Origin of the sequence: Agromyces sp. NPDC058136 (genome assembly GCF_042884375.1) — a bacterium.
Lineage (GTDB): Bacteria > Actinomycetota > Actinomycetes > Actinomycetales > Microbacteriaceae > Agromyces.
The window spans coordinates 966,618-988,517 of record NZ_JBHVUA010000001.1 but is presented as its reverse complement, the minus strand read 5'-3'; the positions used below and the strand labels follow the sequence as shown (position 1 = coordinate 988,517).

The following is a 21,900-nucleotide window of genomic DNA, read 5'->3' as shown; positions in this document are numbered from 1 at the left end:
CCGCGGGCTAGCCGAGCGTTCCGCTCGGCCGGAACACGAGCGACTTGATCTTGTCGTTGTAGTTCCACATGTTGCTGCAGTACGGCGTGCAGTTCAGGCGCGAACCGCCGTAGCTCGTGGCCGTGTAGCTCGTCGCCCAGCACCCGTTGAGGCCCGTGACCGAACTCACCGAGGTGCTCCAGCCCGACGACAGCGACGGGAAGCCGAAGGTCTCGCCGGCGCAGCCGCTCGAGCCCCAGAACGTCAGGCTCGACCCGCCCTTGTCGGTGTTCTCGTAGATGCGGCCGACGGCGACCGAGGCAGCCGCGAGCGAACGCGACTCGGCAGTGGCGGCCGATCGCGCTTCGAGGTACCGGTCGACCTCCTCGATCGAGGCGAAGCACACCGGCTCGGCGGCCTTCGCGCGGCGCGTCTCGCCGGCCGTGATGTCGATTGCGCAGTGCTCCTCGGCGATTCCGGCAGCAGCAGCGGTCGCAGCGGGCAGCGGTTCGGCGCTCGCGGGCGCGGCGGGGGCGAGCACCCCGATCGCGAACACGAGCGCGGTCGCAGCGGTCAGGACGGTGGTTCGAAGCGGCATCGATGTCTCCCTCGGGTCGGATCCCGGCCGGACTTCACCGACCGGCCGCATCGATATGTCCGGATGCCCGAAGAAAGTTCCATGAATCGGGAACCTTCCGCCGACATCCGGACATACCTGTGATGTGGGAAGGTCGGGCCGTCGTAGGGACGCGGCCCGGCTCCGTCGGGGGACGGGACGGACGGGCCGGCGATCGGGGGAACGCCGGCCCGTACGGCCGAGGCCCGTGGAGTCATCGACTCCACGGGCCTCGGCGCTTCCGGTGCGGGCGGTTCAGCCCTGCGCGCGGCGGTTGGTGCGGGTGCTGCGCGACGGCGAGACGAGGCTGCCGACGCGGATCGGCTGCTTCGCGCCGCCCGAGCGGCCCGTGCCCTGACGCTGCGCGCCGGTGGTCTGCGCGCCGCGGCTCTGGCCGCCGCCCTGCTTGGGGGCGTTCGACTTCGACTCGGCGGGGCTACCCGAGCGGTCGCGGCGGGGGGCGCCGGCCGCGACATCCGACTGGCCGCCGCGGCCACGACCGCGACCGCGGCCGCCCTGCGACTGGCCCTGGCGCTCGCCGCCCTGCGACTGGCCGCCCTGGCCCTCGCGGGCCGCGCGCTTGCGCTGCGCGTTGGCGCCCTGCGAGCGGCCGCCGCCCTGCGGCTTGACCTCGCGGGGAGCCGGCTTCACGTAGGGTGCGACGTCGCCGACGAGCTTCACGACGGCGGGCGTGGTGGGCACAGCGGGCGACGGGGTCACCGTGATGGCCGCCTTGCGGAGCAGCTGCTTCAGGTCCTGGAGCTGGCCGGGCATCGCGATCGTCACGACGTCGCCCTCGCTGCCGGCGCGCGCGGTGCGGCCCGAGCGGTGCAGGTACGCCTTGTGCTCCATGGGCGGGTCGACGTGCACCACGAGCTCGATGTCGTCGACGTGCACGCCGCGCGCCGCGACATCCGTCGCGACCATGACCTTCGCCGAACCGTCGGAGAACGCCGCCAGGTTGCGGTCGCGCTGCGGCTGCGAGAGGTTGCCGTGCAGGTCGACCGCGGGGATGCCCTGCTCGGTGAGCTTCTTCGCGAGCTTCTTCGCGTGGTGCTTCGTGCGCATGAAGAGGATGCGGCGGCCGGTGCCGCTCGCGAGGGTCTTCACGAGCTCGAACTTCGTGTCCGCGTCCTCGGTGAGGAAGACGTGGTGCGTCATCGCCGCGACGGGCGAGTTCGCCTCGTCGACCGAGTGCAGCACCTGGTTCTCGAGGTAGCGCTTCACGAGCTTGTCGACCCCGTTGTCGAGGGTCGCCGAGAACAGCAGGCGCTGGCCGCCGCGCGGCGTCTTGTCGAGGATGCGGGTGACGACCGGGAGGAAGCCGAGGTCGGCCATGTGGTCGGCCTCGTCGAGCACGGTGATCTCGACGGCGTCGAGGTGCACGAAGCCCTGCTTCATGAGGTCCTCGAGACGGCCGGGCGCGGCCACGACGATGTCGACGCCGGCGCGCAGCGCCTCGACCTGGCGCTTCTGGTTGATGCCGCCGAAGATCGTGGTGACCTTGAGGCCGTATGCGTCGGCGAGCGGCTCGATGGTGCGGGCGATCTGGGTGACGAGCTCGCGGGTCGGGGCGAGGACGAGGCCGAGCGGGCGGCCCGCGCGACGCTGACCGCCGGCGAGGGTCGTGCCGAGGCGCGCGACCATGGGCAGCGCGAAGGCGATGGTCTTGCCCGAGCCGGTCTTGCCGCGGCCGAGCACGTCGCGCCCGGCGAGGGTGTCGGGCAGCGAGTCGGCCTGGATGGGGGTGGGGACGGTCTTGCCGTCGGCCGTGAGGACCGCCACGAGAGGGGCGGGCACGCCGAGCGTTGCGAAGGTGATGTCGGTCACTGGTGCCTTTCAGGGCAGAGCACACCGCGCGCCGATGCAGCCTGCATCGGACCCGGCGGTGGGATGTGGCGAAGGCGCCGGTCGGCGCATCCGTTCGCCGTATGAGAGTCATCGGGCGGCTCGGTCAGGAGCCGTGCCCGGAAGCGTTTCTACGACGCAGGCGGCGCGATCGTCGCGCACACCAAGGGTCAGCATAGCGGATGCCCCTGTGCAGGAGCCGTCAGCGGGGCATCCGCTCGCCGACCGGGACCTCGGCGCGGAGCGTGCTGCCCTCCTGCGGCAGCGGGCACGACCACGACGGGTCGTAGGCGCACGACGGGTTGTACGCGAAGTTGAAGTCGACGACGAGGGAGTCGGGATCGGCCCCCGGCCCGAGGTCGGCGCCCTTCACCGTGTCGAGCAGGTAGCGGCCGCCCTCGTAGGTGCCGCCCGGCGCGCCCGCCAGCCCGTCCTTCACGGGCAGGAAGAGCCCGCCGCCGTAGCCGGTCAGCCGCCACACGTCGAGCGTGCCGAGGTAGGGCAGCCGCACCGTGCCGACGAGCGCGAACGGGATGGCGCCGTCGGTCGCGCTGTCGACGACCATGCGCTGCGGCTCCTCGGTGCGCCGCACCTCGAGCTCGAAGCGCCAGTCGGGGTCGTAGCGCGCGATGGTGAGGCCGGTGAAGCGGGCGCGGTCGTCGGGCAGCAACGGCGACTGCGGATGTCCCGCGAAGAGCTCGTCGCGGCCGGAGGTCCAGAGGGCGTGGCCGGCCGCCGGGTCGTGCACGCTGAGCTGCCGAACGCCCGCGTAGAGGCCGAACATGCGCCGCCGCCAGTCGGCGAGCTGGAGGGCGCCGTACGTGTCGGTCACGGGCTCGCCCCCTCGAGCTCCCGTGCATCGGCCGTGCCCGGCGGATCGTACGACCAGCCCGGAGCGAGCTGCCGCAGCCGGAGGCCCCGCCACTGCCAGAACGCCCACGTCGGATACCAGGCCGCCGCCTCCCAGGCGCCCGCCCTCGCCCGCAGCCGATCACGGTAGAGGGTGCGGCCCTCGGGGAGCGGGGAGACGGCCATGCGGTGGTCCCACTCGCGGAACACCGCGAGCGGCCCGGTCAGTGCGCCCCCGCCGTCGCGGAGCATCCGAACACCTGAAGGAAGGCCGCCCGGGAAGCTCACGTCGACGAACTCGTCGCCCGCAGGGAACCGGCGGAATGCCAGCGCTCGCATGCGGTGCGGCCCTTCTGGCCAGACCGTCGGCAGGCCGCCCGGCTCGAGCGAGTCGAAGTCGAGCCACGGCGCCACGACCTCGCGGAGCACGGCCGGGCTCCGGATCGCCCGCCAGGCGGCGTCCGGTGTGCAGTCGAGCTCGAGTTTCAGGAGCACCCGCATGAGCCGAGGGTAGGACGCGGGCCGCGCCCGTGCCAAGGGATCCCGGGGGATTCCCGGTCTGCGCTCACCCGCGGCCCCTAGACTCGCGCCATGCCCGAAGCCCTCTCGTGGTTGCCGTCGCTCGTGGTGTTCGGCGTCGCCGCGGTCGCACTCGTCGCCGCCGCGGTGGGCCTGCGCCGACTCGGTGCCCGCCGCGAACTCGCCGACCTCAGCGCGGGTCGCGATGCCGAGGTGCGGGCGAAGCAGCTCATCGTGCAGGCCGACGAGGCCGTGCGCGACGCCGAGCGCGAGGTGGCCTTCGCGGAGGCGCAATTCGGGGCCCCCGCCGCACGCGAGACCCGGGTCGCCGTCGACCGGGCGAGGGGGTGGCTGCGCGAGGCGTTCCTGCTGCAGCAGCGCCTCGACGACGCCGAACCCGACACCGCCGCCGAGCGCCGCAGCTGGGCGTCCCGCATCGACGAGCTCTGCCGCTCGGCACTCGGGGCGATCGAGCGGGCGAGCGCCGAACTCGGCGACCGCCGCAGGCAGGAGCGCGGCGCAGGCGACGAACTGCCCGCCCTGCAGCACGACGCCGAGACCGTCGGGCGCCGTCTGGTCGCCGCGGAGACCCTCCTCGGAGAGCTCGCCCCGCGATACGCCGAGACCGCGCTCGCCGCAGCGTCGGCCGCGCTGGCGCGCGCCGAGGCGAAGCACGCGCGGGCCGGTACCGCGCTCGCCGAGGCCGGAGCGCTCGTCGGCCAGGGGCGCCCCGCCGCGCCGCTCCTCGCCGAGGCCGCCGACGAGCTCGACGGCGCCGGGCGCGAGCTCGATGCGGTCGACGCCGTCGAAGGGCTGCTCGACGCGGCGGGTGCCGAGGCCGGCCGCGAAGCGGCACAGCTCGCCGAGGAGCTCGCCCGCGCCCGCGAGGAGCGCGACGCGCAGACCGACCCCGACTCGGCGGCCGCGCTCGGTGCGGCGGTGGGCGAGGCATCCGCCGTGCTCGCCGCGCGGCCGGCGCATCGGGGCGAACCCCTTCTCGACCGCGACCGCTTGCAGGCCGCACGCGACCGCCTCGAGGTCGCCCGAGCCGCTGCCCGGACCGCGCAGCACCGCCTCGACGGTGCGCAGAGCGCGCTCGGCGGGGCGATCTCGATCGCCGAGAGCCAGTTGCGCGTCGCCGCGGCGGCCGTCGATCGTGGTCGGAGCCGCGTCGGTGCCGCGGCCCGGACCCGGCTCGCCGAAGCCGAACGGCAACTGCAGATCGCCCGGCAGGAGGCCGACCCCGTCGCCGCGCTCGACGCCGCCCGACGCGCGAGCGCCCGGGCGAGCGACGCCGAGGCGCTCGCGCTGTACGACGGGCTCGGCACGTAACCCGAGCCGGCCCGAGCTCGGCCGGCGGTACTCTGTCGCGGTGAGCGCGACGACGGATCCCTTCGGGCAGGCCAAGTACCAGGTGCGGTTCGACTGGGGCGCCGCCGGCGCCGATCGCATCGTGCCGGGGGTGCACGCGGTCGTGCTCGTCGATGCGCTCTCGTTCACGACCGCGGTCGTCGTCGCCGCCGAGCACGGCACCGCGGTCGCGCCGTGGCCGTCGGGCGACGACCTCGACGGGGCGGCGGCGTTCGCGGCCGAACACGGCGGCGTCGTGGCAGGGCAGCGCGGGGAGGCGGGCCCGACCCTGTCGCCGTCGAGCTTCGCGGCGGCGACCGGAGCGCCGGGTTCGCCCGGTGCGCCCGGTGCTCCCGGTCCTTCTGGTCCTTCCGACGCGCCGCCGCTCGTCGTGCTGCCCTCGCCCAACGGCGGCGCGCTCGCGCACCGGCTCGGCGTGCTGGGAGTGCCCGTCATCGCGGCGTCGATGCGCAACCGCACGGCCGTCGCCGAACGGCTGCTCGCGCTGCAGGCCGAGCACGGCGACCGGTTCATGATCGCGATCGTGGCGGCGGGCGAGCAGGCCATCGCAGGCGAGGAGCCCGGCGGCCTCCGCTTCGCGATCGAGGACCTCCTCGTCGCGGGCGCCGTCGTCGACGCGCTCGTCGCCCGCGGCGTCGATCACACCTCGCCGGAGGCCGCGGTCGCGTGCGCGGCCTTCGAGGGGCTGGCGCGCGCCACCCGACATCTGATCACCGCGTCGGGCAGCGGCGTCGAGCTGCGCGAGCGCGGGTTCGCGGCGGACGCGCTGCTCGCCGCCGAGCGTGATGCCACCGACGTCGTCCCGATCCTGTACGACGGCGTCTTCCGCGCCCAATAGGATCTGCTCATGACGAGGGCGACGAAGCGGGGCATCCTCGCGGTCGCCACGGTCGTCGTCCTCCTCGCGCTCGGGCTCGGCGTCGCCTTCGCCGTGGGTGACGCGCTCGGCATCCGAACCGAGTCGAGCGAGCAGATGCGGCCCGCGGCCGCTGTCGTGCCAGAGGTCGCCCCACCCGCAGCGCCGCCCGAGTTCACGATGCTCGACGTACCCGACACGGTGCGGTTCGAGGTCGCCGTCGACGAGCTGCGCGACGCGGTCGCCGACGCGTCGGCGCGCGAGGGGAAGGCCACGCTCGCGGTCGAGTTGATTCCGGGCCAGGAGGTCGACTCGGGCCCCGGCGACGACGGCTACGAACTGCGTGGGGATGCCTCGGCGCTGCGTATCGTCGCCTTCACCGAGCTCGCCGCCGTGCGCGCGGTCTACGACCTCGCGGCGCAGGTGCGGGCGGGCGCGCCGATCGCCGACCTCCTCGGCGTGCACGAGCCGTCCCGGCTGCCGCTGCGCATGACCGATCTCGGGGCGGTGGGCGTCGAGCCCGACCCGGCCGAGTGGGAGACGGGCGACGACTACTCGCACGCGTCGAAGGCGTTCGCCGACGTCGTGCTGCCCGAGGCGCCCTACGTCGACGAGGAGGCGCTCGCCGACGCCTACGACGACTTCGACGAGTTCCTCCGGCACTCGATCGCCAACGGCTCCAACGCCGTCGCCTTCCCGGGGTTCGTCGAGTTCGTGACCTTCGACGATGCCCCGGGCGGCCCGGTCTACGCCGAGGGCGACCCGCACCGCGACCGGGCGCTTGCGATGCGCGCGGCCTTCGCCCCGTTCTGGGAGCGCGCCGACGAACTCGGGGTGCAGGTGTTCCTGCGCACCGACATGCTCGCGCTCACCGGCCCCCTCGAACGCACTCTCATCGAGCGGTTCGGCTCGCTCGACACCGAGAACCCCGAGTTCTGGAGCGTCTACACCGCGGGGCTCGACGAGCTCTACGGGGCGGTGCCCGCACTCGACGGCGTGCTCATCCGCATCGGCGAGGCCGGCGCGATCTACGACGTCGGCGGGTGGGACGCCTACTCGGCCCTGAAGGTCACGACGGTCGACGCCGTGCGCGCGATGCTCGAGGCCTTCGCCGGGCAGGCCGAGGCGAGCGGGCGAGAGGTGATCTTCCGCACGTGGAGCGTCGGCGTCGGGGCCGTCGGCGACATGCACACGAACGACGCCTCCTACGAGGCGGTGCTCGGCGGCATCGACTCGCCCGCGCTCATCGTGTCGACGAAGTACACGCTCGGCGACTTCTACAGCTGGCTGCCGCTCAACCACACTCTCGAGCAGGGAGCGCAGCGGCGCATCGTCGAGTTCCAGAGCCGGCGCGAGTTCGAGAACTTCGGAGCGTTCCCGAACGATCTCGGCACGCAGTACCAGTGGGCCCTGCAGCGCCTGCTCGCCGCGAACGACCGCATCGAGGGCGTCTGGGTGTGGACCCAGGACGGCGGCCCCTGGCGGGCGGGCCCCATGAGCCTCTACCTGAAGAGCGGCTTCTGGCAGCTGTACGAGCTCGACACGCAGCTCGCCGCCGAGCTTGCGCGCGACCCCGAGGCCGACGTCGCCGCGATCACCGCCGCGTGGGCGCGCGAGTGGTTCAGCGACGACCCCGAGACGGTCGAGGCGATCGTCGCGGCGATGGCCCGCTCGCGCGAGGCGATCGAGCAGGGCATGTACCTCGAGCAGTTCGCCGAGCAGCGCGTCTTCGCGATCGGCCTCGAACCGCCGCCGATGATGTGGATCTTCGAATGGGACATCCTCACCGGCGACTCGGCGGTGCTCGACGTCATGTACTCGATCGTGCGCGACTCGGGCGGGGCCGACCCCGTCGAGGCCGCGATCGCGAGCGGCGAGACGGCGGTGCGCGCAGCCGAGGAGATGCGCGAGCTCGTGACCGCGACGGATGCCTCGAGCTGGCGCTCACCCGAGTCGCGGGAGGCGTTCGTGTCGACCCTCGACTACGAGCTCGACACCCTCCGGCTCCTGCAGGCCTACCGCGCGCTGATCCTGCACCAGGGGCAATGGCACGACACGCTCTCGCCCACCGCACGCGAGGCGTGGGAGGCCGACCGCGCCCGCTTCGACGAACTCGCGGCCGAGCACCTCGAACGGTACGAGGGCGATCTCGACCACCCCGCCTTCAACCTCACGGCGGCGCAGCTCGGCGTCGAGCGCACCGAGCGCGACCCCGCCATGGCGTGGATCGCCCGGGTGCTCCTCCTGCTCGCCCTCGCGTGGGTGGTGATCGGGGCCGTCGCGACGCGCAGCCGGCTCGTCGGCAAGCCCGGCGCGGCCGCCGCGAGCGCGACCTGGGTCGCCTCGACCAGGCCGTGGCGCGCCCGCGAGACGACGCTCGGCCTCTACGACCTCGACCGATGGCTGCTCATCCTCGTACCCGTCGCCCTGCTCGTCGGCACCCGTGCCGTGCAGACCTCGTTCCTGTCGTGGACGCACCTCGCGGTCGTGCTCGGCGCCTGGACGGTGTTCGCGCTCGTGCTGCGGTACTGCGTCGGGCTGCGTTCGCCGTGGCCCGTGATCGCCGCGGTCGGCGGGGCCGTGGTACTGCGCTGCATCGTGACGCTCGTCGCGCTGTCGTTCACCGGGCCCGGCGGCTACTGGTTCTCGTTCTGGACCGACCCGGTGCTCCGCACCGCGTACATCGCGCTCGCCTTCGCGCTCTTCGTCTGGGTGTTCGTCGCCGCGGGGTGGGCGGCCGCAGGGCAGGTCGGTGCGCGTCGCGCGACCGGATTCGTGCTCGCCGCCGTCGGCGCGGCCCTGCTCGTGCCCTCGCTCGTCATCGGGGCGATCGGCCTCGAACGGGCGCTGACCCTCTGGAACGACGAGCTCGGACTGCTGCCGTGGGGGCTCGCACGCATCCTCGGCATCACGACCTACCTCGACATCCCGAGCGAGACGGCGTGGTTCGCGGCCGGCTTCGGGGCCGTGCTGCTCCTCGTCGGTGTGCTCCTCGCGCTGCCGAAGCGTCGACCGGTTCGCACGAGCGACTGAGCGCCCAGCGGTCGTCAGCCGGTCAGGCCGCCGGTCGGTCGGGCTCGGCCTCGCGTTCGGGTGCGGCCGGGAGCTCGGTGTGCTGCGGCACGGCGAAGCCGGGCGTCTCGTCGGGTGCCTCGAGCTGCTCGTCGCCCACCCGGAGCCCGGCCAACGGCGTCGAACCCAGGCGGCGGCTCTTGCGGGCGCGGTGCGCACGCACCTTGGCCCGGTTGCCGCAGCGCTGCATCGAGCACCACCGACGGGTCGCCGCGCGCGAGGTGTCGAGGTAGACGACCTCGCAGTCGTCGCCCGAGCAGACGCGGATGCGTTCGAGGTTCACGGGGCCGAACAGGTCGACGGCGTCGCGCGCGATCGTCGAGAGGGCCTGCGGCACGGTGTGCACCGAGCGGCCGGCCTGCCGCGAGCCGCCGGCGAGCGACGGCGGCACGTCGGGCGTCGCCGCGTAGAGGTTCACGAGGTCGAGGTCGCTCGCGCGGAGCGCCTCGCCGCGGCTCGCGGCGAGCGCCATGCGCCCGATCGCGTCGCGGAGCGCGACGGCGTCGAACAGGTCACGCGAGCGGGCCGCGCCGACCGGCACGGGGAACCGCTCGCGCAGCCAGGCGGTGAGGTCGTCGGGGGAGTGGAGACGTTCGACGCCGGCTCCGGCCGCGGTGCCCCCGATCGATCCGGTCGTCGCGAAATCGAGCGCGAACGAACCGGAATCGAACCACCAGCGGACGCCCTCGGCGGGAATGAGCCACTGCCCGATGGGAATCGAGACGGTGGAGACGGGCATCCGTCCAGCGTAGCGGTCTCGCGGGGGTCGGACCGTCTCCGAGACGGGTCTGCCGGGCGGCGGCCGACGGGTCGACCGGTGGCGCCGACGGGTCAGCCGGCCGCCGCGCTCGCCGCGCGACGACGCACCGCGGCCGTGATCTCGCGGTGCCGCCACACAATGAGGTTCGCCCGGTCGAAGCCGCGTCGGCACAGCCCGCAGCTGAGCGGTCGGCTCGGCTGCCGATAGCGGAAGTGCTCGTGCCCGGCCGGGCACCGACCGACCCACGGGGCGAGCTCGTGCGCGACCTCGCCGTCGTGGGTGCGCTGCCCGACGTAGCCGAGCTCGGCCGCGGTCGCGGCCCATTTCGGCCCGTGCGCGGCCCGCGGCCCGGCCATCGCGTGCGCGACCTCGTGCAGCAGGATCTGGTGGATCTCGTCGTCGTCGTACCGGGCCGCGAGGTAGCGCGACACCGAGATCCGCTTCGCGGTGTAGTTGCACAGCCCGGCGCGCTTCTTGGCGTTGTCGAACTCGAAGCTCCACACGAGCGGATCGAGGTGCAGTGCGATGAGCGCCTCAGCCCAACGCCTGACCCGATCGAGATCCGCCATGGGATGAGAATAACCCCGGCCGCCCCCGGTGCGGGAGAGCACGATCACCCCCGAAGTGGGCCGAGCGGCCCCGCTCAGCCCGCGGGGGCCAGCCCGACCGCGTAGAGCCGGTCGTCGCCGGCCTCGGGCGAACCGCGACCGTCGGTGTTGTTGGAGATGAACCACAGCCCGCCGTCGGGCGCGGTCGTGACATCCCTGATGCGCCCGAACTCGCCCGTGAACCAGGGCGTCGCGGTGACCGCGACCCCGGCTGCCGGTCCGCTCGCCGGGGCGATCGACCACACGCGTTCGCCTCTGAGCGCCGCGAGGAAGAGGGTGTCGCCCACGACGGCGAGCCCGCTGGGGCTCGCGTCGCCGGTCGCCCACTGCTGCACCGGATCGGCGAAGCGCGGGTCGCCCGCCGCGCCCTCGACGACCGGCCACCCGTAGTTGCCGCCGCGTTCGATGCGGTTGAGCTCGTCCCACGTGTTCTGGCCGAACTCGGCGGCCCACATGCCGCCCGAGGCATCCCAGGCGAGGCCCTGCGGGTTGCGATGGCCGAGCGACCAGGTGTAGTTGCCGAACGGGTTGTCGGGTGCGGGGGCGCCGTCTGGCGTCATCCGCAGGATCTTGCCCGACAGCGAGTCGGGGTTCTGCGCCGCGTCGCGGTTCCCGGCATCGCCCGAGGTCGCGTAGAGCAGGCCGTCGGGGCCGAAGGCGAGGCGTCCGCCGTTGTGGTTGCCGGCCTTCGGGATGCCCGTGAGCACGTCTTCGGCGGCGCCGAGCGACAGCGAACCCCTGGCCCCCGTGAGCGGCATCCGGACGATGCGGTTGTCGTTCGCGGCGGTGAAGTACGCGTAGACGTAGGCGGGCCGGTCGGCGTCGCCCGGCAGCAGTGCGAGCCCGAGCAGGCCGCCCTCGCCGCCGGCAGCGACGCCGGGGACGACGGCGGCCTGGCGGAGGCCTCCGCCGGGCAGCACCTCGACGATGTCGCCGCGGTCGCGCTGCGAGACGAGGGTGCCGCCGCCCGGCAGCACGAGGATCGACCACGGCGCCTCGAGCCCCTCGGCCACGACCGACACCCCGCCCGCGGGCAGCAGCACCTGCGGCGCAGGCGGAGGCGTCGGGGGCTCGGTCGAGGGGGCGGGCGCGCTCGGCAAGGGCGTGGGGGTGCGGGTCGGCGTCGGCACCGGGCCGAGCCCCGTGCAGCCGCCGAGGAGGAGCCCCACCGCGATCGCGGCGGCCGCCCTGCCGAGCGCCGCGGCCGGGTGCGGTGGGCGCCGGTGCGGTGCACGCGGCGTGCGGCGCGGGCGCGCGGCATCCGGACCGTCGCCGTCGAACCGCGCCCGTCGCATGCCGCCTCCCCACCCCAGTGTGCGCGCCCCAGCGGCAGAATGGGAGCATGCGGGCCTCGATCGACCTCAACAGCGACCTCGGCGAATCATTCGGCGCGTGGCGCGTCGGCGACGACGAGGCCATGTTCGGGCTCGTGACGAGCGCGAACGTCGCCTGCGGGTTCCACGCGGGCGATCCGCTCACGATGCTCGAGAGCGCCCGCCGCGCCGCCCGTCACGACGTCGCGCTCGGCGCGCACCCCGGCTACCGCGACCTCGTCGGCTTCGGCAGGCGGGCGCTCGACGTGAGCCCCGGCGAGATCGCGGCCGAACTCGTCGCGCAGCTCGGCGCCCTCGACGGCCTCGCACGCCTCGCCGGCACCCGCGTGCGGTACGTGAAGGCGCACGGGGCGCTCTACCACCGGCTGGTCGCCGACCGGGCCGCCGCGCACGCCTTCGTCGAGGCGGTCGCCGCGTTCGATGCGAGCCTCGCGGTGCTCGGCCGGCGCGCGAGCGAGATCGAGGCGGCGGCGGATGCCACGGGGCTCGTCTTCGCCCGCGAGGCCTTCGTCGACCGGGGGTACGCCGCCGACGGCTCGCTCAGCCCGCGCGGCGAGCCGGGCGCGATCGTCGACGACCCGGCGGCCGCCGCCGACCGTGCGCTCGAGCTCGTCGAGACGGGCGGCCTCACCGCCGACGACGGCAGCCGACTCGAACTGGCGCCCGACTCGCTGTGCCTGCACGGCGACACCCCTGGTGCGGTCGCGATCGCGCGGGCGGTGCGCGCCGCCCTCGATCGTGCGGGCGTCGCCGTCGAGGCGTTCGCGTGACCAGACGCCTGCTGCCGTCGGGTGAGGCCGCGCTGCTCGTCGAGTGCGACGGGCTCGACGAGGTGCTCGCGTTGCACGACGCGCTCGTCGCGGCACGACGGCCGGGCGTCGTCGAGCTCGTGCCCGCGGCGCGCACCGTGCTCGTCGCGGTCGACCCCGCGGTGCTGCCGCTCGAGTCGCTCGCGACGTGGCTGCGGCGGATTCCCGTCGGTGAGCGCGCCGAGCAGCGAACTCCGCAGGCACGGGCCGACGACGTCGCGATCGCCGTGCACTACGACGGCGACGACCTCGTCGAGACGGCTGCGCTGCTCGAACTCTCGCCCGAGGCGCTCGTCGCCCGCCACCTCGCGACGACGTGGCGGGTCGCGTTCGGCGGCTTCGCGCCCGGGTTCGGGTACCTCGTGGCCGAGTCGCCCGGCGACTGGCCCTTCGAGGTGCCCCGGCTCGCGGCCCCGCGCCCGCGGGTGGCCGCGGGTGCCGTCGCACTCGCCGGAGGGTTCGCGGGCGTGTATCCACGGCAGAGCCCGGGCGGGTGGCGGCTCATCGGCCGCACCGACGCCGCGCTGTGGGACGCCGAGCGGCCCGACCCGGCGCTCCTCGCGCCCGGCCGCCGCGTGCGATTCGAACGGGCCGGCGGATGACCCGCGCACTCGTCGTCGAGACGCCCGGCCCGCTCGCCCTCGTCGAGGACCTGGGCAGGCCGGGGTTCGCGCACCTCGGCGTCACCGGGTCGGGCGCGCTCGACCGTGGCGCCGCCCGGCTCGCGAACCGACTCGTCGGCAATCCCGACGACGCGGCGGTGCTCGAGGTGCTCATGGGCGGGTTCCGCGGGCGGTTCACGGGCGGTGCGTGCTGGTTCGCGGTGGCGGGGGCGTGGGGCGAGGTCCGCCTCGACGGCCGCGCCGTGGCGCCGTATACGGCGGTGCACGCGGCCGAGGGGTCGGTGCTCGAGCTCGGTCCTGCGTCGAGGGGGCTCCGCTACGAACTGGCGGTGCGCGGCGGCGTCGACGAACCGGCTGTGCTCGGTTCGCGCTCGCGCGACACCCTCGCGGGACTCGGCCCCGAGCCGGTCGCGCCGGGGCGGGTGCTCGTGATCGGGGCGGAGCCCGTGGCATCCGTGCCGCTCATCGACCAGGAGGCGGCGTACCCGCCGCCCGACGGACCGGTGACGCTCGCGCTCATGCCGGGGCCGCGTGCCGACTGGCTCACCGCGGCCGCCCATGCCGCGCTCTTCGACGGCCCGTGGCGGCTCTCGGAGCAGGCCGACCGCATCGGGGCGCGTCTCGTCGGGCCCGCGCTCGAGCGGCGCGTGGCCGGTGAGCTCGCGAGCGAGGCGACGGTGCCCGGCTCGGTGCAGCTCGCGGGCGACGGTCGGCCGACGATCCTGCTCGCCGATCGGCCGGTGACGGGCGGGTATCCGGTGATCGCGATCGTCGCGCCGTCGTCCCTCGATGCGATCGCCCAGCTCCGGCCCGGCCAGGAGCTGCGGTTCCGGCACGCGTGAGCGAGTCTGGAAATTAGTCTTCACAACTCCGAGCGGGTGTGGAAGTATCTTCCAAAACTGATGACTCGGAGGATCGACGATGCCCCTCGACCACACGCCCGCCGCGCCCGCCGCACCCAGTACGGGCGGCCCGGCCTCGATGCCCGCACCGGCTCTCGCCCGCCGCGGGTTCCTCACGCTCGCCGTCGCGGGCGTCGCCGCCTCGGCCTTCACCGTGACGATCGGCAGCCTCGCCGCGACCCCGGCCCACGCGGCCGGCACCGGTGAGGCGCTGACGGGCGCCGCGAGCCTCCCCTCCGGTCCGCGCAAGCGCGAGCTCCGCGCCATGTGGATCTCCTCGGTCGTGAACATCGACTGGCCGAGCCGCACGGGCCTCACCGCCGACGAGCAGCGCGCCGAGTTCCTGCACTGGCTCGACGTCGCCGAGCAGTTCAACCTCAACGCCGTATTCGTGCAGGTGCGCCCCACCGCCGACGCGTTCTGGCCGAGCCCGCTCGAACCGTGGTCGCAGTACCTCACCGGCGTGCAGGGCCAGGACCCGGGCTACGACCCCCTCGCCTTCATCGTCGAGGAGGCGCACGCCCGCAACCTCGAGCTGCACGCCTGGTACAACCCGTACCGCGTCTCGATGCAGGCCGACCCGGCGAAGCTCGTGCCCGAGCACCCCGCGCGCGTGCACCCCGAGTGGGTGTGGGCGTACGGCGGCAAGCTCTACTTCGACCCGGGCGTCCCCGAGGCGCAGGAGCACATCCAGCGGGCCATCCTGCACTCGGTCGAGCACTACGACCTCGACGGCGTGCACTTCGACGACTACTTCTACCCCTACGCCGTCGCCGGCCAGACGATCCCCGACCAGGCGACGTTCGCGACGCACGGCGCCGGGTTCGCCGATGTCGCCGAGTGGCGCCGGCACAACGTCGACATCTTCGTGCAGTCGATCTCGCAGCGCATCAAGGCGCTGAAGCCGTGGGTGAAGTTCGGCATCAGCCCCTTCGGCATCTGGCGCAACCGGGCGACCGACCCGCTCGGCTCGGAGACGGGCGGCTCGCAGTCGTACGACATGCAGTTCGCCGACACCCGCAAGTGGGTGCTCGAGGGGTGGCTCGACTACATCAATCCGCAGATCTACTGGCAGATCGGCCTCGCCGTCGCCGACTACGCGAAGCTCGTGCCCTGGTGGGCCGAGGTCGCGGCGGCGTCCGGCACGCACCTCTACGTCGGCGAGGCGCTCTACAAGGTCACCTCGGGCGTCTTCAGCGACCCGGCCGAGCTGTCGAACCACCTCACCATGAGCCGTGAGATCGACGCGTCGGGGACGCCGGTGCACGGCAACGTGTACTTCTCGGCCAAGCACGTGCCGGCCGATCCGCAGGGCTCGATGTCGAAGGTCCTCGCCGAGCACTACGCGCACCCCGCGATCGTCCCGGCCATGGAATGGCTGCCCGCGACGGCGGTCCGGACTCCCGTGCTGACCCCGCCCGCCCGGAGCGATGCCGGCGTCGTGCTGCAGTGGCAGGACGCGGCGCCGCCCGCACGCCGGGCGACCTCGTTCGCCGTGTACCGCGTCGAGGGCGGCGGTGCGATCGACGTCGAGGATGCCACGGCGCTCCTCGCCACCGTCCGTGCGACGGCCGGCGTGGTGCAGCGGTTCACCGACGACACGGCGGAGGCGGGCCGCAGCTACGCCTACGCGGTGACGGCGCTCGACCGGGTGTGGAACGAGAGCGCCCCGAGCCGGGTGCGCACGGTCGAGGTCGGGCTCGGCTGAGCCGCCACGTTCTCGGCGATCACCGCAGGATCGGGCGGATCGGGGGAATCGCTCCGAGCCTGTGGTGATCTCCGATCCTGCGGCGCGCGCGCCGCTGCGTCAGCGCCCCGGCTTCGCCAGGAAGATCGAGCGCGCGGGCGGGGGCGAGGGCACCGCCGTGGCATCCGTCACGATGGGGGCGCCGGCGATGAAGCGGCGGAGCTCGTCGCCCTCGACGAGCTTCGCCGGGGCCGGGTCGCTCGCGAGCCGGCGGGGCATCTCGTCGAAGGGCAGCGGCTCGTTCGAGGCGTACATGACGACGTTGCCGAAGCGGCGGCCCTTGAGCATGCTCGCGTCCGCGGCGATCGCCGTGTGCGCGAAGACGTGCGCGAGGGTTGCCGCCTGCGAGCGGGCGAAGGCCAGCCCGGCGCCGTCGGCGACGTTCACCGCGAGGATGCCGCCGGGAGCGAGGCGCGGCGCGATGAGCCCGTAGAACTCGACGCTCGTGACGTGCGCGGGCGTGCGGGCGCCCGAGAAGATGTCGACGACGGCGAGGTCGACGGCGCCGTCGAGCCCGCCGGGCAGCTTCGCGACGACCTCGCGCGCATCCCCGTGACGGATACGGAGTTGTGCCCCGCGCGGCAGCGGCAGGTGCTCGCGCACGAGCTCGACGAGCTCCGACTCGAGTTCGACGACCTGCTGGCGCGACCCCGGCCGGGTCGCGATGACATAGCGCGGCAGCGTCAGGGCGCCGCCGCCGAGGTGCACGGCCGTGATCGGCTCGCCCTCGGCGCGCACGAGGTCGGCGGCGTGCCCGATGCGGCGCACGTACTCGAAGCCGAGCCACTCGGGCCGTTCGATCTCGACGTGCGACTGCGGGGTGCCGTCGACGTAGAGGGTCCACGAGCCCGGCGACTGCCGCGACTCCTCGAGATGGGCGAGGTGCCCGCTCACGGCGAGGCGGCGTTCGAGCGAGGGTTCTGGGGATGCCACGAGCCCACGCTACCCGCCGCAGCTGGGCGGCCGCCGATCAGTAAGCGCCGCTCAGCAGGCGCCGCTCAGCAGGCGCCGCTCAGCAGGCGCCCCACAGTACGAAGTCGAGCCGAGCACCGGTGAGCACCTCGGCCGGGTGCGGCCCATGGGCGAGGAGCCGTTCGGCGAGCCGCTCGGGCAGCCCGTCGGGTGCGGCGACGAGCACGGTGTTGCCCTCCTCCGTGCCGGCGACGACCGTGGCATCGCCGGCGACGAGCAGTTCGGCCGCGGGCCGGGCGCGCGCGACGGCCCGGGCCTGCCCGCGGAGGCGTGCGAGCCCCTCGGCATCGGCCACGTTCACGACGAGGAGCCCGCGTGCGGCGAGGAGCGCGAGGCATCCGCCCATGAACTCGGGCGTCTCGACGAAGTCGGGCGCCTGCAGACGCCGGTACAGGTCGACGATGACGACGTCGAACGGCCCGAGCGCGCCGGGTGCGCCGATGACGGATGCCGCGTCGTCGACGTGCACCGCGATGTCGGCGCCGGCCGGCAGCGGCAGGCGCGCGAGCACCCGCTCGACGAGTTCGCCGTCGAGGTCGACGACGTGCTGGACCGAACCCGGTCGGGTCGCCTCGACGTAGCGGGCGAGCGTGAACGCCCCGCCGCCGAGGTGCAGCACCCGCAGCGGCTCGCCGGGCAGGCCCATCGCGTCGATCACGTGCCCGATGCGGCGCACGTACTCGAAGAACAGGTGCGTCGGGTCGCCGGGGTCGACGTGCGACTGCGCGGTGCCGTCGACGAGCAGGGTGAGGCCGGTCGACGAGAAGATGTCGGCCTCGAACTCGATGCGCGGGGGCGTCTGCGGCACGGAAGCATCGTCCCACGAGATCGCCGACCAGGATGAGCAACGATTGCTCAGGCGCGGTCCCGCACCGATGGGCCATGCTGGGAACCGGAGCCGAAGGAGGCCGGATGCACGCGATCTACGATGAGCTCGGCGGCAGCGACGGAGTGCGCACCGCGGTCACGGTCATGTACCACCGCGTCGTCGCCGACCCCGAGCTCGCGCCCTGGTTCGACGGCGTCGACACCGAGCGGCTGAAGGCGCACCAGCGGGCGTTCCTCGCCGCCGCGTTCGGCGGGCCGCAGGTCTTCACCGGTCGCTCGGTCGGCGAAGCCCACGACGGTCTCGCGATCACCGACGACGCCTTCGACCGGGTCGTCGCCTCGCTCATGACCGCGCTCGCCGACCTCGGCGTCGCGAAGGAGGCCGTCAACACCGTCGGCGAACGCCTCGAGGGGATGCGCGGCGAGATCGTCGGCGTCTGAGCCCGGCGCTGCGGCTCGGCTCAGAGCTGCAGTTCGCGCCGCCCGCGGATGCCGAGCTTCGTGTACGTCGACTGCAGGTGGTTGTTCACGGTCCGCGGCGACAGGAACAGCCGCTGCGCGATCTCGTTCGAGCTCAGCCCCTGCGCGGCGAGCGCGGCGATCTCGCGCTCGCGCGGGGTGAGCGGCTCGGTGCCGTCGGTGAAGCTCAGCAGCGGGGTGCGTGCGCCCTCGCAGGCGGCCGCGAGCGCGGCGGCGCGCTGCTGGTCGGCGGATGCCTCGCGCCCCCGCCCCTCCGCGCGTGCCGCCTGACCGGCCGAGGCGAAGGCCTCCGCCGCGAACAGCAACGCCCCGAGGCGCTCCCACTCCTCGCCGACGGCGCGGAGGAGCTCGGCGTCGGCGTCGGCCTCGGCCCTGGCGTGCCGGGCCCGGCGCGCGATCTCGGGCGCGCCCGTCTGCCGTTCGAGCGCCGCGAGCCGCTCGGCGGCCTCGGCCGCGTGCGCGCGTGAGCCGAGCCGGGCGAGGGTGTGCAGGAACGACGCCGCCACGTGGTTCGCCCCGCGCGGCAGCACCTGCGCGACCCGGGTCAGCAGGATCTTCGCGGCCGCGCCCGAGTCGCCCTCGGTGCGGGCGAGCCACGCGTCGGAGAGGGCGGTGAGGGTGTCCTCGCGGTCGTACCCGGCCTCGAAGCGGCCGCGCAGCTCGCGCGCGTGCTCGAGCTCGCCCTGCATGCAGGCGATCACGGTGAGGAACCCGAGCGACGGCCCCCGCAAGGAGGCCGGCCCGCGCAGTTCGGCGCCGCTCAGGCTGTCGCGGAACCAGCGCGTCGCCGTGTCGAGCCGCCCGGACGCCCAGAACTGCCGCCCCATCAGGAACTCGGCGTGCCGGGCGGTGAGCTCGTCGTCGTTGCGGATCGCGTCGTGCAGCATCTCGATCGTCGTGAGCCGCGCGTCGTCGTACCGGTCGCTCTCGATGAGCGCGTACGCATACGGCACCTGGGCGCGACGCCTCGGGATGTGCGCTCCCTCGGTCGAGGCGTAGGCGACCGCGGCCTCGGCCTCGTCGAGGGCCTCGGCCGAGCGCTGCATCTGCGAGAGCGGCATCGAACGACCGAGGGAGACGAGCGCCCGTTCGACGGGGCTGTCGCCGAGGTACCCGTCGGCCTCGTCGACGAGCGCGAGCGCCTCCTCGGCGCGCAGCAGGTGCAGCACAAGGGTCGCCTTGCTGATGAGCAGCACGGGCAGCTGCTCGGGCAGGGCGCGCCCGATCTCCTCGAGCAGGCGGATGCCGCGTTCGCTGCCGAGCGGATCGCCGCCGTAGATCTCGGCCCGCTTCGCGGCGATCGCCGCGAGGTCCGCCTCCGGGTGCTCGGCGGCGCGCGCCGCGAGCTCGGCGTTCGCGAGCGCGTCGAGCGCCTCGGCGCCGCGGCCGAGCGACCAGAGCAGTTCGCCGTGCAGGAGGTGCGCCGAGGCGTCGGTCGCGCCCGCGCCGATCGCGGCGGCCGCGAGTCGCTCGGCGGTGCGGTGGTCATGGGCGCGCCGCGCGAGATCCGCGGAACGGATCAGCAGTTCGGGGTCGGAGGGGCGCCCGGCGTCGAGCCGCCACATCGCGATGCGGAGCTCGTCGACGACGGTCATCGGACCGGCGGCGACGACGTCGGCCTGCTCGGCGAGCAGCGTGATCGCCCGGATGCGGGGGAGCGACTCGCGCACGGCGCCCGCGTACTGCGGGTGCGCGAGGGTGATCGCGATGCCGTGCCCCGACTCGTCGACGCGGACCATGCCGCGCAGTTCGAGCTCGGCGAGCGCTTCGGGCGCACCGGGCCGCACGAACTCGTCGATGCCGAGCGGCTCGCACAGCGCGAGACGTTCGACGGCGTCGCGCTCCTCGACGCCGAGGTTGCGCAGCCGCGCCCGGATGAGGTCGCGGAGCGCGGGCGTGCCGACCGGGTCGCCGAGCAGCTGCCACTGCCCGCCCGACCAGGCGAGCGCACCGGTCTCGACCCCGCCGATCACGAGCTCGCGGAGGAAGAGCGGGTTGCCGTGCGAGGCGCGGTGGAGCTCCACGGCGTCGCGGTGCGCGACCGGTGCGTCGAGTGCGAGCGCGAGGAGCTCCGTGACCTCCTCGAGGTCGAGGGGTGCGACGTCGATGCGCACCGAGTCGGCGGCCCCGGCGACGGGCAGCACGCCCTCGGGCACCGGCTCGCCCTCGGGGAGCGTCGCGATGAGCGAGATCGCCCCCGCCGCGACGAGCTGGGCGATGAGCGCGACCGAGACGGAGTCGGCCGAGGAGAGGTCGTCGACCGCGATGATCGCCGGGCGACCGGCGGCGAGCTCGGAGACCGTCGAGTTCGTCGCGCTGAAGAGGGCCAGCGGGTCGGTCGTCGACGGCAGCGTCGGGTTCTCGATGCCGCGGGCGAGTGCGGGCGCGACGGTCGCGAAGGGCACCGCGGACAGCGCCGGGTTGCCGCTCGCGGTGAGCACGAGCCATCCGGCGTCGGCGAGCCGATCGCCCACCTCGGACTGGATGCGACTCTTGCCGACGCCCGAGGGACCGTAGAGGAAGACCGAGCGCGCCTGACCCGAGCGCAACGCGCTCGCCGCGCGATCGAGCTGCACCTCGCGGCCGACGAGCGGCCACGGCCGATCGAGCGCCGGCTCGGCCTCGTGCGCGGAAGCGGAATCGCTCGGAGCCATCGCCGCCTCTCGCGTCGTCGGTGCGTCGGTGGATTCACTGTACGACTCGCACGCCCGCCGCGCTGTACCCCGCAAAGGGGGGTGCTCCTAGGCAACGCGGGGCGCGACTGAGTAATCGCGCCGGAACGATTGAGCAGACCCTGCCCATCCGCTGCCGACCCGCCCCGCGGGAACCTCGGTGTCATCGGGCCGTGCGGCCCGCCCACCACATCACTTGCACACGAATCAGGAGCACGATCATGGGTCTCTTCACGCAGTTCGGCGACATGGCGCAGATGGTCAAGGCCGCCCCCGCCCTCATCGACCAGGCGAACACCCTCCAGGCGCAGGCCGCCGAGTACCAGCAGCAGATGAACGCGCAGGCCGCCTTCGCGACGACCGCCGAGGCCGCCCCGGGCACTCTCGAACCGATCGCCGGCGTCGACCTCGAACGCTACGCCCGCATCTCGAAGGGCATCGCCGCCTACGGCTACGACGCCGCCATGCTGCCGACCGTCGCCGCGATGTTCGGCGTCGACGGCGCCGCGTGGGAGACGGCCGCCGCCGGCTGGGGCGCCCGGATCCAGGCCGACCGCGGGGTCGGCCGCCGCTTCAACGAGCTCTACGCGGCGGTGTGACATGGGATTCCTCAAGGACCTCGCGACGCTCACCCGCCAGGGGCACGAAGCGCAGCAGCGCATGGACGTCGGCGCCTCCATGGCACAGGCCCAAGCCTCGATGGCCGAGGCGAGCCGCATCATGGCCGCCACGACCCCCGCCGCCACCGCGCCCCACCTCGAGGCGCAGCGACTCCGCACGACGGCGAGCGTGCTCGACGCGCGCCAGCTGCCGATGATGCTCGGCATGAACGCGGTCGTCGAGCTCGAACTGCACGTGCTCATGCCGGGCGGGGTGCCGATGCCGGTCACCCGCACCGAGCAGCTCGCGCCCCTCCACCTCGCCCGGGCCGTGCCCGGCGCCACCCTCGACGTCAGCCTCGTGCCGGGCCGCCCCGAGACCCTGCGTCTCGAGTGGGCCTGAGCCCGCCGTCCGCGCCATCCGATCAGCCGTACCCACTTCAGCAGCGAAGCGAG

The 21,900-nt window shown here is 74.2% G+C and carries 20 protein-coding genes; 10 read left to right on the top strand and 10 right to left on the bottom strand.

Annotated elements, in window-relative coordinates; translation table 11 throughout:
* Nucleotides 1-7: 7 nt before the first annotated feature.
* The 4 genes from ACFVTX_RS04665 to ACFVTX_RS04650 form a co-directional block, all read right to left on the bottom strand.
* A complete protein-coding gene (locus tag ACFVTX_RS04665) occupies nt 8-577 on the bottom strand; it encodes a hypothetical protein (RefSeq protein ID WP_386898389.1) in 570 nt (189 codons plus the stop codon).
* 273 nt (nt 578-850) lie between these two features.
* Nucleotides 851-2,425, bottom strand: coding sequence for a DEAD/DEAH box helicase (locus ACFVTX_RS04660; RefSeq protein WP_386898388.1), 1,575 nt, complete (start codon nt 2,423-2,425; stop codon nt 851-853).
* 220 nt (nt 2,426-2,645) lie between these two features.
* Nucleotides 2,646-3,275 carry a DUF1684 domain-containing protein gene (locus ACFVTX_RS04655; RefSeq protein ID WP_386898387.1) on the bottom strand — a complete coding sequence of 210 codons (630 nt, stop codon included), beginning with the start codon at nt 3,273-3,275 and terminating at the stop codon, nt 2,646-2,648.
* A complete protein-coding gene (locus ACFVTX_RS04650; protein WP_386898386.1) occupies nt 3,272-3,793 on the bottom strand; it encodes a hypothetical protein in 522 nt (173 codons plus the stop codon). Before ACFVTX_RS04650 ends, ACFVTX_RS04655 begins: the two co-directional genes overlap by 4 nt.
* Nucleotides 3,794-3,883: 90 nt before the next feature.
* Here ACFVTX_RS04650 and ACFVTX_RS04645 point away from each other — a divergent pair, with 90 nt between their 5' ends.
* Genes ACFVTX_RS04645 through ACFVTX_RS04635 form a run of 3 tightly spaced genes read left to right on the top strand, consistent with a single transcriptional unit; the run spans nt 3,884 to nt 9,071 of the window.
* A complete protein-coding gene (locus ACFVTX_RS04645; RefSeq protein WP_386898385.1) occupies nt 3,884-5,143 on the top strand; it encodes a hypothetical protein in 1,260 nt (419 codons plus the stop codon).
* A 40-nt stretch (nt 5,144-5,183) separates the two neighbouring features.
* Nucleotides 5,184-6,020, top strand: coding sequence for a 2-phosphosulfolactate phosphatase (locus ACFVTX_RS04640; RefSeq protein ID WP_386898384.1), 837 nt, complete (start codon nt 5,184-5,186; stop codon nt 6,018-6,020).
* Nucleotides 6,021-6,029: 9 nt separating this feature from the next.
* The gene (locus ACFVTX_RS04635; protein ID WP_386898383.1) at nt 6,030-9,071 is read left to right on the top strand and encodes a hypothetical protein; all 3,042 of its coding nucleotides are present in this window, start codon (nt 6,030-6,032) and stop codon (nt 9,069-9,071) included.
* Between the two features lie 22 nt (nt 9,072-9,093).
* On the opposite strand, the gene ACFVTX_RS04630 is transcribed toward ACFVTX_RS04635, so the two are convergent.
* From ACFVTX_RS04630 to ACFVTX_RS04620, 3 genes are all read right to left on the bottom strand, one after another.
* Complete coding sequence (locus tag ACFVTX_RS04630; RefSeq protein ID WP_386898382.1) at nt 9,094-9,849, bottom strand: CGNR zinc finger domain-containing protein; 756 nt, start codon at nt 9,847-9,849, stop codon at nt 9,094-9,096.
* Nucleotides 9,850-9,941: 92 nt separating this feature from the next.
* Entirely contained in the window at nt 9,942-10,439 is a 498-nt protein-coding gene (locus ACFVTX_RS04625) for a SprT-like domain-containing protein (RefSeq protein WP_386898381.1), read from the bottom strand.
* Between the two features lie 74 nt (nt 10,440-10,513).
* On the bottom strand, nt 10,514-11,773 hold the full coding sequence (locus ACFVTX_RS04620) for a PQQ-dependent sugar dehydrogenase (RefSeq protein ID WP_386898380.1): 1,260 nt from the start codon (nt 11,771-11,773) through the stop codon (nt 10,514-10,516).
* Between the two features lie 47 nt (nt 11,774-11,820).
* On the opposite strand from ACFVTX_RS04620, the gene ACFVTX_RS04615 reads away from it, so the two are divergent.
* The 4 genes from ACFVTX_RS04615 to ACFVTX_RS04600 all read left to right on the top strand — a co-directional run bounded on the left by ACFVTX_RS04615 (nt 11,821) and on the right by ACFVTX_RS04600 (nt 15,854).
* Nucleotides 11,821-12,582 carry a LamB/YcsF family protein gene (locus tag ACFVTX_RS04615; RefSeq protein WP_386898379.1) on the top strand — a complete coding sequence of 254 codons (762 nt, stop codon included), beginning with the start codon at nt 11,821-11,823 and terminating at the stop codon, nt 12,580-12,582.
* Nucleotides 12,579-13,223, top strand: coding sequence for an allophanate hydrolase subunit 1 (locus ACFVTX_RS04610; protein ID WP_386898378.1), 645 nt, complete (start codon nt 12,579-12,581; stop codon nt 13,221-13,223). The genes ACFVTX_RS04615 and ACFVTX_RS04610 overlap by 4 nt, the downstream gene beginning before the upstream one ends.
* Nucleotides 13,220-14,086 carry a biotin-dependent carboxyltransferase family protein gene (locus ACFVTX_RS04605; RefSeq protein ID WP_386898377.1) on the top strand — a complete coding sequence of 289 codons (867 nt, stop codon included), beginning with the start codon at nt 13,220-13,222 and terminating at the stop codon, nt 14,084-14,086. Before ACFVTX_RS04610 ends, ACFVTX_RS04605 begins: the two co-directional genes overlap by 4 nt.
* 79 nt (nt 14,087-14,165) lie before the next feature.
* Nucleotides 14,166-15,854: a glycoside hydrolase family 10 protein gene (locus ACFVTX_RS04600; RefSeq protein ID WP_386898376.1), complete on the top strand. Its 1,689-nt coding sequence runs from the start codon at nt 14,166-14,168 to the stop codon at nt 15,852-15,854.
* Nucleotides 15,855-15,953: 99 nt separating this feature from the next.
* Here the strand turns inward: ACFVTX_RS04600 and ACFVTX_RS04595 are convergent, their stop codons facing one another.
* Complete coding sequence (locus ACFVTX_RS04595) at nt 15,954-16,826, bottom strand: spermidine synthase (protein ID WP_386898375.1); 873 nt, start codon at nt 16,824-16,826, stop codon at nt 15,954-15,956.
* 79 nt (nt 16,827-16,905) lie between these two features.
* Nucleotides 16,906-17,673 (bottom strand): spermidine synthase, encoded by a 768-nt coding sequence (locus ACFVTX_RS04590; protein ID WP_386898374.1) that lies wholly within the window; start codon nt 17,671-17,673, stop codon nt 16,906-16,908.
* Nucleotides 17,674-17,777: 104 nt separating this feature from the next.
* On the opposite strand from ACFVTX_RS04590, the gene ACFVTX_RS04585 reads away from it, so the two are divergent.
* Entirely contained in the window at nt 17,778-18,134 is a 357-nt protein-coding gene (locus tag ACFVTX_RS04585) for a group 1 truncated hemoglobin (RefSeq protein ID WP_386898373.1), read from the top strand.
* Nucleotides 18,135-18,154: 20 nt separating this feature from the next.
* Here ACFVTX_RS04585 and ACFVTX_RS04580 read toward each other — a convergent pair whose 3' ends face one another.
* Complete coding sequence (locus ACFVTX_RS04580; RefSeq protein ID WP_386898372.1) at nt 18,155-20,827, bottom strand: LuxR C-terminal-related transcriptional regulator; 2,673 nt, start codon at nt 20,825-20,827, stop codon at nt 18,155-18,157.
* 239 nt (nt 20,828-21,066) lie between these two features.
* Here ACFVTX_RS04580 and ACFVTX_RS04575 point away from each other — a divergent pair, with 239 nt between their 5' ends.
* Together ACFVTX_RS04575 and ACFVTX_RS04570 are read left to right on the top strand one after the other, a co-directional pair.
* On the top strand, nt 21,067-21,444 hold the full coding sequence (locus ACFVTX_RS04575; protein WP_386898371.1) for a hypothetical protein: 378 nt from the start codon (nt 21,067-21,069) through the stop codon (nt 21,442-21,444).
* A 1-nt stretch (nt 21,445) separates the two neighbouring features.
* Nucleotides 21,446-21,847 (top strand): hypothetical protein, encoded by a 402-nt coding sequence (locus tag ACFVTX_RS04570; RefSeq protein WP_386898370.1) that lies wholly within the window; start codon nt 21,446-21,448, stop codon nt 21,845-21,847.
* Nucleotides 21,848-21,900: the final 53 nt, after the last annotated feature.

Bases quoted from the DNA above. Each gene is read 5' to 3' on its own strand.
- ACFVTX_RS04665 (WP_386898389.1), bottom strand. From the start codon at position 577: ATGCCGCTTCGAACCACCGTCCTGACCGCTGCGACCGCGCTCGTGTTC.
- ACFVTX_RS04650 (WP_386898386.1), bottom strand. From the start codon at position 3,793: ATGCGGGTGCTCCTGAAACTCGAGCTCGACTGCACACCGGACGCCGCC.
- ACFVTX_RS04645 (WP_386898385.1), top strand. From the start codon at position 3,884: ATGCCCGAAGCCCTCTCGTGGTTGCCGTCGCTCGTGGTGTTCGGCGTC.
- ACFVTX_RS04635 (WP_386898383.1), top strand. From the start codon at position 6,030: ATGACGAGGGCGACGAAGCGGGGCATCCTCGCGGTCGCCACGGTCGTC.
- ACFVTX_RS04630 (WP_386898382.1), bottom strand. From the start codon at position 9,849: ATGCCCGTCTCCACCGTCTCGATTCCCATCGGGCAGTGGCTCATTCCC.
- ACFVTX_RS04625 (WP_386898381.1), bottom strand. From the start codon at position 10,439: ATGGCGGATCTCGATCGGGTCAGGCGTTGGGCTGAGGCGCTCATCGCA.
- ACFVTX_RS04620 (WP_386898380.1), bottom strand. From the start codon at position 11,773: ATGCGACGGGCGCGGTTCGACGGCGACGGTCCGGATGCCGCGCGCCCG.
- ACFVTX_RS04615 (WP_386898379.1), top strand. From the start codon at position 11,821: ATGCGGGCCTCGATCGACCTCAACAGCGACCTCGGCGAATCATTCGGC.
- ACFVTX_RS04605 (WP_386898377.1), top strand. From the start codon at position 13,220: ATGACCCGCGCACTCGTCGTCGAGACGCCCGGCCCGCTCGCCCTCGTC.
- ACFVTX_RS04600 (WP_386898376.1), top strand. From the start codon at position 14,166: ATGCCCCTCGACCACACGCCCGCCGCGCCCGCCGCACCCAGTACGGGC.
- ACFVTX_RS04585 (WP_386898373.1), top strand. From the start codon at position 17,778: ATGCACGCGATCTACGATGAGCTCGGCGGCAGCGACGGAGTGCGCACC.
- ACFVTX_RS04580 (WP_386898372.1), bottom strand. From the start codon at position 20,827: ATGGCTCCGAGCGATTCCGCTTCCGCGCACGAGGCCGAGCCGGCGCTC.
- ACFVTX_RS04575 (WP_386898371.1), top strand. From the start codon at position 21,067: ATGGGTCTCTTCACGCAGTTCGGCGACATGGCGCAGATGGTCAAGGCC.
- ACFVTX_RS04570 (WP_386898370.1), top strand. From the start codon at position 21,446: ATGGGATTCCTCAAGGACCTCGCGACGCTCACCCGCCAGGGGCACGAA.